Here is an 11,282-nt window from a genome sequence, read left to right as displayed (position 1 = left end):
TTGCATGTATTAGGCACGCCGCCAGCGTTCGTCCTGAGCCAGGATCAAACTCTCCAAGAAAGTTGATTAGCTCATTTTGTTACGTTGGCTTAGTTTCATTTCTGAAACTAAAATTTAATGTTTGTTTGCACGATTTTGTTTGTTTAGTTTTCAAAGAACAATCATCGCTCAAAAACGACTTTATTAATATATCATTTTAAGTTATTAAAGTCAACAACTTCTTTCACTTAACTTAAATCGCTTCGCTGACGACTTTTCAAATAATACAGGAGATTAATAGATTGGTCAATGCCTATTAAAAAAAACATTAAAAAAATTATTAAGCCTGCTCCAAAATCCTATGAGATACCTAATCACTTAAAAAAGGCCGCCTCTTATCTTCATCATTATCTTTAAAATCAGAAATGGTAATTTTTACCATTTTACGAAAAATATTTTCACATGCTTGTCCTTTTATGCATAAACTACCATGAGAAAAAAGAAAGGAGTGATTCATTTGCCTGGACCTGGTAGACCAAAAGTACAAAAAGGATTTCACGAAGATGAACTGTGCTATGAGCTTAGAAATTTCATAGGCAGAGAAGTAACAATTAGAACAGAGTCTGGTGATACTTTTCAGGGTGAACTCAGAAAAGTTACAGCAAGTGGCATTGTGGAAATTGTTGAGACATTTATTCTTTCACCCTTCTCAGAAGAACAATTAACATTTGTTCGCTGCAGAGATATCGAAAGCTTTTCAGTAATACTGTCAGAAGAACTAGAAGAATCATCATCAGATTAAATATTCTAGAAAAAATCATATACCTTCTATCTATATAAAATGTATATAATTTTCCACTTCTGATCATTTTTTTAATAGGGGTTTAGGAACTATGAACATACTATTTATTTCATCTGGTTTTTTAGGGATTTATCCCATTTTTGAAGATACAATAGAAAAAGCATTTAAAACAATGAACCATTCTATAGCCAAAATCACCCCAATGTATACGGAGGAAACTGTTGAGCTGATTGAAAGCTTAGATCCGGATTTTGTATTTGCCTTTGTTGGATACAAAGTAGATTACAAGTTAATACAGATTCTAAAACAAAGGGGGACAACTCTTGGTGTTTGGCTTACAGAAGACCCCTATTATATTGACCAATCTGTTAATTTAATAGAGCAATATGATTATATATTTACTATTGATATAGGTGCATGTGAATTTTATAACATAAGGTTCCCTAATAAAAAAATTTACCATCTTCCCCTAGGAACTGATCCCACTCTTTACTATCCAGCCAATATTCCGAATCATTATCTTTATGATTTATGTCTCATTGGTTATCCTTATACAAACAGAATAGAATTAATCAAACATATCTTAGACCAAACATCCTATTCTTTGCTATTAGTGGGGCCAAACTGGTCAAAATTTATTAATTATAAAAATAATCATCAACTGAAAATTATCAATAAATGGATTAAACCAGAGTTTGTAAGACAAATCTTTTCTCTCTCCAAAATCATCTTAAACCCTCACCGATCTTATAATTTTCATAAGAATCAAAATACACTTGGAATTGAAAGTAAGAGCATTAATAATCGTACTTTTGATATTGCAGCTTGTGGAGGATTTCAATTAATAGAAAATAAATTAGATTTAACCCTGCATTTTGATACCTCTAGAGAAATTGTCCCCTACAATAATTTTGATGAATGTGTTCATTTAATCAATCAGTTTGTAATGGATGAAAACTCCAGAAATTTCTATAGTCAAAATGCAAGAGAGAGAATTTTGACAGATCATACTTTTACTCATCGTATTGAATTATTACTTAAACAAATAAACGGAAACGAAAAATAACTAGGACTGTTTCATAAAAACAACCAAACTCAGTCTAATATAATGAACATCTATAAATCTTAGAACATAAAAATAAGGAAATCTTAGACCCTTATTACTATTTTGGTTTCACAATCCTTTGAAACACCAGTTATATCCTACAAGTGAAAGAGGGAGAAAATTGCATGAATTAAAAGGAAAAACCATCCTAATAACGGGTGGCACAGGGTCGTTTGGAAAAAACTTTGTTAGCAAGATTTTAAAAACAGCTGTAAAGAAAGTCATTATATTCAGCCGCGATGAATTAAAGCAATATGAAATGGCTCAGGAGTATAACGATCCTAGAATTCGCTTTTTTATTGGAGATGTACGTGATAAAGAAAGATTATTTCGTGCCTTTAATGGTGTCGATATCGTCATCCATGCTGCTGCATTAAAGCATGTAGGTGTATGTGAATATAATCCGTTTGAAGCCATTAAGACCAATATCCATGGTGCGCAAAATATAATTGAAGCTGCCATTGACAGAGGGGTAGAAAAAGTCATTGCTCTAAGTACAGATAAAGCTGCAAATCCGATTAACCTATATGGAGCCACTAAGTTAGCATCAGACAAATTGTTTGTGGCCGCAAATTCTTATACTGGAGGCAAAACCACGAAGTTTGCTGTTGTCCGTTATGGAAATGTCGTTGGCAGCAGGGGCAGTGTAGTCCCTTTTTTCCAAAAAATGAAAGAAACAGGTAAATTACCGATTACAGATAAGCGGATGACACGATTCTGGATCACTTTAGACCAAGGGGTTCAATTTGTGATTGATAGTTTGAACAGAATGAATGGCGGAGAAATATTTGTGCCTAAAATCCCAAGTATGAAGGTAACCGATCTCGCGGAGGCAATTGCTCCTGACTGTGAAATAGAGGTTATTGGTATTCGACCAGGGGAGAAATTGCATGAAACCATGATCACGGAAGACGATGCCCGCCGTACCGTAGAATTGGGCACTCACTATGTCATTCAACCAGAATTTCCGTGGTGGAATGATAAATATATAAATGGTGGGAAGCCATTACCTGATGGCTTCAGCTATGTAAGTAATACTAATGAACAGTGGCTATCGATAGACGAGCTAAGGAATTTAGTGAACGAGTAGATACAAAGGAAGGAGCTTGAAATGGACCATAAACCAATGAGAAATACCTATCTACCTTACGGCCAACAATGGATTGATGACGATGACATCGAGGCCGTCGTCAATGTATTAAAAAGTGATTACCTTACGACAGGACCGGCAGTTTCTAAGTTTGAACAGGAAATCGCAAACTATGTGGGAGCCAAATACGCAGTAAGTTTTTCCAATGGGACAGCAGCATTGCATGGCGCATGCTTTGCTGCTGGGATTACCATAGGAGACGAAGTCATTACAACCCCTTTAACCTTCGCTGCCAGCGCTAACTGTGTTTTATATCTAGGAGGAAAACCTATCTTTGTAGATATAGATCCTAAAACTTACAATATCAATCCAAAAGAAATAGAGAAACATATTACCAATAAAACAAAAGCGATTATCCCTGTCGATTTTACAGGACAACCTGTCGATTTAGAGGAAATTTATGCAATTGCAAAAAAGTATGGTCTAGTAGTGATTGAAGATGCTGCACATGCCCTTGGGGCCAAATATAAAGGAAAAAAAGTTGGATCGATAAGCGATATGACCATGTTTAGTTTTCATCCCGTAAAACATATAACTTCCGGTGAGGGCGGAATGATCACAACAAACAATAAAGAGTATTATGAAAAAATGCTGCAATTTCGATCTCATGGAATTACTAGAGACCAAAATAAGATGCTTGAAAATCATGGTCCCTGGTATTATGAGATGCAGTTCCTTGGATTTAATTATCGATTGACAGACATTCAAGCTGCACTAGGAACCAGCCAGTTGAAAAAGATTGATAAATTTATTGAATTAAGAAAAAAGTATGCAGCAATGTATAATGCTGCTTTTGCAACGATTCCGCAAATAACGATTCCTTACCAGCATTCCGAAGCAGAATCAAGCTGGCATCTTTACATTATTCGCTTAAACCAAGATTTATTAAAAGCGAAGAGAAAAGAGATAGTTGAACATTTATTATCCATGAACATCGGTGTAAATGTTCATTATATTCCTATCTACCTTCTTCCTTATTATCAACAACTAGAATTCCAAAAAGGATTATGCCCACAAGCCGAAAAACTTTATGAAGAAATAATCACTCTCCCCTTATTCCCCAAGATGAGCGAATTAGATGTATCCGATGTCATTCAAGCTGTCAAAAAGATTGTATCCTACTATTCTATATAACTAAACAATTTCCCGATACTACAGAAAAAAATTACTCCGCAGTTGAAGCACTTTCCCGCGGACCCTGATGAAGAAGGGATTACTAAAAATGGATCAGGTAAATCAAAAAAACTACCCTAAATTGACCTTGGGTACAGTCCAGTTAGGACTAAAATATGGTATTGCAAATAAAATAGGTATGCCCAATGTGCAGGATGCTATTGAAATCTTAAACTACGCTCTTTTAAAAAACGTCACTGAATTCGACACCGCTCCATATTATGGTGAAAGCGAACCCTTAATTGGGCGCTTTTTACAGGAACAAAAAAAGCATTCACAAAGCTTACCCAAAATCTTTTCAAAACTGCCAGAGGTAAAAATGGCTGACACCACTTCATACCGTGAATTACTTCAAGAGGTGGAACGGAATCTTAGAGCATCGTTAAATAAATTGGCGATTCAATCGATTGACGGCTATTCTCTTCATCATGAACGGAATCTGACATCACATCAGGGTAAGTTGATTGAATGCTTGGTAACGTTAAAAAAACAAGGGCTAATTAAAAATATCGGCGCCTCTGTTTATACACCGGAAGCGGTAAGACAAGTAATTGAATCAGACTGTTTTGATATGATTCAAGTCCCTATTAACGTTTTTAATCAACAGTTAATCCACACTGGATTACTGGAAAAGTTGTCAAAGCACCATATAAAAATTTATGTACGAAGTGTATATTTACAAGGTTTACTGTTAATGAAAACCGATGAATTACCTGACCAGTTAAAATTCGCAAAAAAGTGGCTCGATCCATTTCATGAAATTGCCTCAGAAAACGAAATGGACCCTTCTGTACTTGCGTTTTGTTTTGTTAGAGATTTACCTCAGATTCATAGCATCGTGATTGGTTGTGAAACATTAAGCCAATTAAAGAATAATATTAATATGATGACATTACCAAAATTGCCAACTTCGGTTGTACATCAATTAACGGAACTATTCAGAGACGTTCCTGAAAGAGTGAGCAATCCAACGCTATGGAAATAGGGAGGCTAAGGTCGAGTGTCAATAAATGATTTGTTTAGTCTTAGAGGTAAAAATGCTCTGATTACTGGTGGTGCAGGCCATTTAGGAGCAGCGATTTCAGAAGGATTAGCGGAGGCCGGGGCAAATCTTTTTATTGTCAGTAAAAATCAAAAGAAGTGTCAACGATTGGCTGATTTATTAAACCAGCGCTTTCAACTGAACTGCCAAGGTCTATATATGGATGTAAGTGATTCTGACTCCATTGCTGAATGTTTTGCGGAGATTCATAAATCAGGAAAAACAATTGATATCCTTGTTAATAATGCTTATTTTGGTTCCGGTGGGACATTAGAGACAATGAAGGATGAGGATTGGTATAGTGGGATGGAAGGAACCATTAATAATGTATATAAATGTACTAGATCTGTGTTGCCTTATATGGTTTCTCAAAAAGGCGGAGTCATCCTTAATGTGGCTTCGATGTATGGCGTTGTATCACCTAATCCCGATTTGTATACTGGTAATCCCTTTAGTAATCCCCCCCATTATGGTGCAGGAAAGGCAGCTATCATCCAATATACACGGTATCTTGCCTGCCATTATGGGAATAAGGGGATAAGAGCAAACTGTATTTCCCCAGGTCCATTTCCAAATTTAGAAGTACAGAAAGATAAAGAATTTATTGATCGATTAAGTGAAAAAAATCCCTTAAAGAGAATCGGGCAGCCGAACGACCTAAAAGGTGTTATTGTCTTGTTAGCTTCAGATGCTTCAAGTTATATCACCGGGCAAAATATTTCGATCGACGGCGGCTGGACGGCTTGGTAGATCACCAGAACTCCGGAAATATAAAGTCCTTCATTAGGAGGTAGATGATTGAACATTGTAGCAATTATGCAAGCAAGAATGGGTTCAACAAGATTACCGGGAAAAGTCATGAAAGAAGTTCTAGGTAAACCATTGCTTGAATTCCAAATTGAGAGAGTTAGAAAATCAAAGTTAATTACTCGAGTAGTGGTTGCAACAACGACAAAGGAAACGGAACAGCCTATTATTGACCTATGCAAGAGGCTGTCAGTGGACTGTTTCAGAGGCTCGGAAATGGATGTGCTAGCGAGGTATTTTGAAGCAGCAAATTTATATAAAGCTGACGTGGTGGTCCGCCTTACGTCGGACGATCCATTAATAGATCCTACTATTATTGATAAAATCATTGCAGAACTTTTATCCAATCCAAGTAAATATGATTATGTTTCAAACTCGATTGACAGAACCTACCCTCTTGGTTTGGATACTGAAGTATTCTCAATGAATGCCTTAAAGCAAGCCTATCAGGAAGCCACAAGTCCAGCATATCGTGAGCATGTCACACCATATATACGTCTTCACCCTGACAAGTTTAACATAGGAGTTGTTAAACACCCGGTCGATTTAAGCTCTTATCGCTTAACGGTGGATACAGAAGAGGACTTAGAGTTAATATCACGAGTGCTGGAAGAGCTTTATGAAAAGAAAAGGGAATATTTTACCATGGAAGATATTATTGTTTTATTACAACAACATCAGGATTGGACTTTATTAAATTCTCATATTGAACAAAAAAAATTAGAGGACGAATTATGAATGTATATATACGTGTAGACTCCTCATTCGAAATCGGAACAGGCCATGTGATGAGATGTTTAACCCTTGCTGATAAACTTCATGAACAAGGTGCAGTTGTCAGCTTTATTTGTCGTGAACATCCTGGACATTTATGTGGATTAATTGAACAAATTGGCTATAACGTTTTAAAACTCCCTGCCCTGAAAGCCCCTTTGCACTATCACTGGTTAGGTGTTCCCATTAGTGTTGATGCTGCGCAAACAAAAGAGCTATTGAAGGGTAAAGTCATTGATTTGTTAATCATCGATCACTATTCCCTAAACATAGATTGGGAATTACGTTTAAGAGGAAATGTAAACAAAATCATGGTTATTGATGATTTGGCTGATCGGAAGCACGATTGTGACTATTTATTAGATCAAAACTATCTTGAACATTATCAATATAGGTATCTTCCATTAGTCCCTCCCCATTGTCAAACATTTCTCGGACCAAGCTACGTTCTGATAAGAAGCGAGTTCTATAAACAAGCAAAGAGAATTCGAAGTGGAAAAGTGCAGCGAATTTTCCTGTTTTTTGGCGGAATTGATCAAACAAATGAAACAGGAAAAGCACTTGCAGCTTTTTTGGAATTAGGCCGCCAGGACATTGAAGTAGACGTAGTCGTTGGGCAGTCAAACCCTTATAAAAAAGAACTTGCCTCCCTTTGTCATTTGCATGATCATCTCCATTTTCATTGTCAGGTAAATAACATGGCTGAACTAATGTCCCATGCTGATTTGTCTATTGGGGCAGGCGGCACAACCACTTGGGAACGATTGTATCTAGGACTTCCTAGTATTGTCATCAGTATTGCTGCCAATCAGGAAAAGATTTGCGAAGGTCTTGCCAAGGAAAAAGTGATTAAATACCTCGGAAAAAAGGAAACTGTTACGCAATCATTTCTAACCCTTCAATTGAAAGAATTGATTGAAAATGAAGGCGAACGATTGGAAATGGCAAGATTAGCGAATCTTTTATTCAAAGATGCAAAATTTAACCAACAAACAATGATAAAACAAATACTGGAGTAGGTAGAATCATATGGACTATTATATAAGAGAATTAACAGAAAAGGATAAAGATATCCTCTTTCAATGGAGAAATAGAGAGTCCATTCGGATAAATATGTATAATGATCAGTTGATTCCTTATGAACAGCATTGCAAATGGTTTGCGAATGTTTTGCAAAATCATGCTGATTTATATCGACTCTTTATTTATCAAAATATGCCATTAGGACTCATCTCATTTCATAATATTAACCAGCAAAATCAAACCTGTTCCTGGGGTTTTTATATTGGTGAAAAGAACGCTCCAAAGGGTGCCGGTACCATCATGGGCTGTTTTGCGCTCGAATACGCCTTTTATCATTTAAAGATCAGAAAAGTCATTGGTGAAGTTTTATCCTTTAATAAACGAAGTGAACGTTTTCATCAGAAATTAGGATTTATCCAAGAAGGATTTTTTAAAAAGGAAATTTGCAGAAATGGCCAGTTTATTGATGTGATCCGATTGGCTTTATTTGAAACGGATTGGCAACTACAAAAACAGCAGTTAAACTTCCATTTTCCTGCAGAGGAGTGATTAGATGAAGGAGATAAAACTTGGAGATCGAATGATTGGACCCAATCATCCTCCATTTATTATTGCGGAAATGTCAGGTAACCATAATCATTCACTGGAACGTGCTTTGGAAATCGTTGAAGCGGTTGCAAAAGCAGGGGCTCACGCATTAAAAATTCAAACCTATAAGGCGGATACCATGACGTTAAATTTGGCAAAGAAAGATTTTATGATCGATGATAAAGATAGTTTATGGTCTGGAAATAATCTCTATCAACTATATCAACAAGCCTATACTCCGTGGGAGTGGCATCAGCCTATTTTTGATAGATGCTTGGAATTAGGACTTATTCCCTTTAGTACCCCTTTTGATGAAACGGCCGTGGACTTTCTCGAAGACTTAAATATCCCTCTTTATAAAATAGCTTCTTTCGAAAATAATCATATCCCGCTCATAAAAAAGGTTGCTTCCACAGGGAAGCCTATGATTATATCAACAGGTATGGCCACGCTAGCCGAATTAGATGAAACCGTTCGTACAGCAAGAAATGCAGGGTGTAAAGATATCATTCTTTTAAAGTGCACAAGCACTTACCCTGCTACCCCCGAAAATACTAATATATCAACGATTCCTCATATGAGGGAATTATTTAACTGCCAAGTTGGATTATCGGATCATACGATGGGAATTGGCGTTTCGATTGCTAGTGTAACTCTAGGAGCAACTGTTATAGAGAAACATTTTACACTTTCCCGTGAAGATGGTGGTGTAGACTCTGCTTTTTCTATGGAGCCGGATGAAATGCATTCGTTAGTTGTGGAAACGGAACGAGCATGGCAAGCTATTGGTACCGTGACTTATGGAGCAACTGGACAAGAAAAGAATTCAATGAAATTTAGGAGATCAATCTATATTACGAAAGACTTAAAAGCCGGAGACATTTTTACAAAAGATAATCTAAGCGTCATCAGACCCGGTTATGGATTAGCTCCCAAATATTACGAACAGTTATTAGGAAAAAAGGCAGCAATAGACATAAAGGCTGGTACTCCCACAGATTGGACTATTTTATAGGTAAAGGACGCCTACTGTATAACTGTTAGAATAGTTATACAGAGGGCGTCCTTTTCTTCTCTGAGATTTTTCGATGTATACAATTATTTATACTCGTTAATTACCATTCTTGTTTATGAATTGAATAAATGTTAAAACATTCTCTGAATTAATAGTGGGACCATCTTGTATTTCATCCAGAGTGTTATCATAAAAAACTCTGATATCCTTTGAATCAAAACCTAGCTTTTTAAATACGAATTTCGAGAGTATATGACATTTCTTCCCACCAACAATTAAATAAATTTGATCACTTTTTCCTTTAACTAGGGTTCCGTCTACAATTTCATCAGCTGTTGAATAAACTTTAATTCCAGTCAAATTAAATAAAAATTCTTGAAATTTCTTACCAGCTATTTTTTGTGGATAGGCATTGGAAAGGAATTCATCTTTTAGTAAGGTCCATTCTTTTTGCATATTACTATTCTCTAGAAAATAACCAATCATTTTTGCAAGTTTTATTGGATCATAATGTGTAAATTTCGCTAATTTATCATAATAATAGCGGTCATTTCCATCGTAATAGTCTTCTTTACGTAAACAAAACACTGGCTTATTAAATATCATCGCTTCTAACCCTACGGTTGAATATTCTTGAACTACGATATCAGCATTAGAAATAATATCATACAAATCCATTGTAGGCGGAACAAGCTTAACTGAATCATACATTGAACTAATTTTTTTATATTCATCAGTTCCTAACCGTTTTATTTCAGAAGGATGAGGTTTAATTATGATGTTTATTAAAGGATTTTTTGTTAGTAGTTTAATGAAGGATGACCAAGTATTAATATCACGGATCATATTTGTGGCAATAAAAACAAGTTTTTTTTCTGAGCTAATTTGTAGATTCTGAATAAACTCGTTCTTAGACATGTGTTTCTTTGTAAAGATTTGATCAAATCGAGGATGACCTGTAATTTCTAGAGAATTCTCTGAAACTCCTTGTTTTTGGTACCATTCCTTTTCATAAGGGCCAAATACAGCATATTTTGAGGCAAAAGCAGGCATATAACCCATTTCGTTCCCTATAATGCCGTGCTGGGTACATATACTTGGGATGCCTCTGGAATTAGCAACCAACGTAAGAATTCGACTAAACATACCACTTGTATTTCCAACAATAACACACGCTACATTGACTTGATTAAAGAAGTTGTCATAAGCTGCTAATAAATCGACCATCATCGGAATATCTTCTATAAATTTATTTTGAAAGCTCTTATTACTATAAACGGGATGTTCATAATATTGAGAAAATAAAGACTGCGTATTTTTTATAAATTTATTAGTTAACCCTATTACATCCTCACGATAATTATCTAAAAGATGAACCGTTCCTAATTCTTTCAAATTTTGGATATACGTTCTATACGAATTTGTATTTTTCATTTTTGGTGAAAACAGGAAATCAGTTTTATCCTTATCGAAAGTAGATAAATATTCACGTGGAAAACGTAGTAGATCTCCATCGTGAATTAGAATATTACCAGTTTTCGTTAAATTTGAATGGTTATTTTGAATTGTACTTAAGAACACATCAAAGTGCGGTTGAATTTGATTCTCCTTTTTAATTTTATTCCTTAATTTATCGCCAAATGAATCTACTTTCATTAGTGATTTTATCTCATCATCTATATAAGTTTGCAGTGTAGATAATAACGGTAAAGGAATGTTCTTATAGTTTATTTCTTGAAAATCATTAATAAAATCGATAAATACAGACCAAAAATGTTTAAAAAATGTATTCAAAAAATCACTCCAGTTTATTAATATTTTGTG

General features: G+C 35.4%; 11 protein-coding genes and 1 rRNA gene. 10 read left to right on the top strand and 2 right to left on the bottom strand.

Annotation, left to right across the window (positions count from 1 at the left end):
* Positions 1-60 (bottom strand): 16S ribosomal RNA (locus FS608_RS13055); the annotation flags it as partial.
* Positions 61-469: 409 nt separating this feature from the next.
* Between FS608_RS13055 and FS608_RS13050 the strand changes: the two genes are divergently transcribed.
* From FS608_RS13050 to pseI, 10 genes are all read left to right on the top strand, one after another.
* Positions 470-781 (top strand): LSm family protein, encoded by a 312-nt coding sequence (locus FS608_RS13050; RefSeq protein ID WP_222127342.1) that lies wholly within the window; start codon positions 470-472, stop codon positions 779-781.
* Positions 782-872: 91 nt separating this feature from the next.
* Entirely contained in the window at positions 873-1,847 is a 975-nt protein-coding gene (locus tag FS608_RS13045; RefSeq protein ID WP_144550634.1) for a CgeB family protein, read from the top strand.
* Positions 1,848-2,007: 160 nt separating this feature from the next.
* Positions 2,008-2,976, top strand: coding sequence for a UDP-N-acetylglucosamine 4,6-dehydratase (inverting) (gene pseB, locus FS608_RS13040; protein WP_144550632.1), 969 nt, complete (start codon positions 2,008-2,010; stop codon positions 2,974-2,976).
* 21 nt (positions 2,977-2,997) lie between these two features.
* Positions 2,998-4,170 (top strand): UDP-4-amino-4,6-dideoxy-N-acetyl-beta-L-altrosamine transaminase, encoded by a 1,173-nt coding sequence (pseC, locus tag FS608_RS13035; RefSeq protein ID WP_144550630.1) that lies wholly within the window; start codon positions 2,998-3,000, stop codon positions 4,168-4,170.
* Positions 4,171-4,237: 67 nt separating this feature from the next.
* Positions 4,238-5,194 (top strand): aldo/keto reductase, encoded by a 957-nt coding sequence (locus FS608_RS13030; RefSeq protein ID WP_144550628.1) that lies wholly within the window; start codon positions 4,238-4,240, stop codon positions 5,192-5,194.
* A 15-nt stretch (positions 5,195-5,209) separates the two neighbouring features.
* Positions 5,210-6,001 (top strand): SDR family NAD(P)-dependent oxidoreductase, encoded by a 792-nt coding sequence (locus FS608_RS13025; protein WP_144550626.1) that lies wholly within the window; start codon positions 5,210-5,212, stop codon positions 5,999-6,001.
* Between the two features lie 48 nt (positions 6,002-6,049).
* On the top strand, positions 6,050-6,796 hold the full coding sequence (locus tag FS608_RS13020) for a cytidylyltransferase domain-containing protein (protein WP_144550624.1): 747 nt from the start codon (positions 6,050-6,052) through the stop codon (positions 6,794-6,796).
* A complete protein-coding gene (gene pseG / locus FS608_RS13015) occupies positions 6,793-7,851 on the top strand; it encodes a UDP-2,4-diacetamido-2,4,6-trideoxy-beta-L-altropyranose hydrolase (protein WP_144550622.1) in 1,059 nt (352 codons plus the stop codon). The genes FS608_RS13020 and pseG overlap by 4 nt, the downstream gene beginning before the upstream one ends.
* 10 nt (positions 7,852-7,861) lie before the next feature.
* Positions 7,862-8,404 carry a UDP-4-amino-4,6-dideoxy-N-acetyl-beta-L-altrosamine N-acetyltransferase gene (gene pseH, locus FS608_RS13010; RefSeq protein ID WP_144550620.1) on the top strand — a complete coding sequence of 181 codons (543 nt, stop codon included), beginning with the start codon at positions 7,862-7,864 and terminating at the stop codon, positions 8,402-8,404.
* Between the two features lie 4 nt (positions 8,405-8,408).
* Positions 8,409-9,458 carry a pseudaminic acid synthase gene (pseI, locus tag FS608_RS13005; protein WP_144550618.1) on the top strand — a complete coding sequence of 350 codons (1,050 nt, stop codon included), beginning with the start codon at positions 8,409-8,411 and terminating at the stop codon, positions 9,456-9,458.
* 96 nt (positions 9,459-9,554) lie between these two features.
* Here the strand turns inward: pseI and FS608_RS13000 are convergent, their stop codons facing one another.
* Positions 9,555-11,252 (bottom strand): CDP-glycerol glycerophosphotransferase family protein, encoded by a 1,698-nt coding sequence (locus FS608_RS13000; protein WP_144550615.1) that lies wholly within the window; start codon positions 11,250-11,252, stop codon positions 9,555-9,557.
* Positions 11,253-11,282: the final 30 nt, after the last annotated feature.

Source organism: Bacillus sp. X1(2014), assembly GCF_007678255.1.
This window is presented reverse-complemented; position numbering and strand designations above follow the sequence as displayed.

Bases quoted from the DNA above. Each gene is read 5' to 3' on its own strand.
- pseH (WP_144550620.1), top strand. From the start codon at position 7,862: ATGGACTATTATATAAGAGAATTAACAGAAAAGGATAAAGATATCCTC.
- pseG (WP_144550622.1), top strand. From the start codon at position 6,793: ATGAATGTATATATACGTGTAGACTCCTCATTCGAAATCGGAACAGGC.
- FS608_RS13030 (WP_144550628.1), top strand. From the start codon at position 4,238: ATGAAGAAGGGATTACTAAAAATGGATCAGGTAAATCAAAAAAACTAC.
- FS608_RS13045 (WP_144550634.1), top strand. From the start codon at position 873: ATGAACATACTATTTATTTCATCTGGTTTTTTAGGGATTTATCCCATT.
- FS608_RS13050 (WP_222127342.1), top strand. From the start codon at position 470: ATGAGAAAAAAGAAAGGAGTGATTCATTTGCCTGGACCTGGTAGACCA.
- pseI (WP_144550618.1), top strand. From the start codon at position 8,409: ATGAAGGAGATAAAACTTGGAGATCGAATGATTGGACCCAATCATCCT.
- pseC (WP_144550630.1), top strand. From the start codon at position 2,998: ATGGACCATAAACCAATGAGAAATACCTATCTACCTTACGGCCAACAA.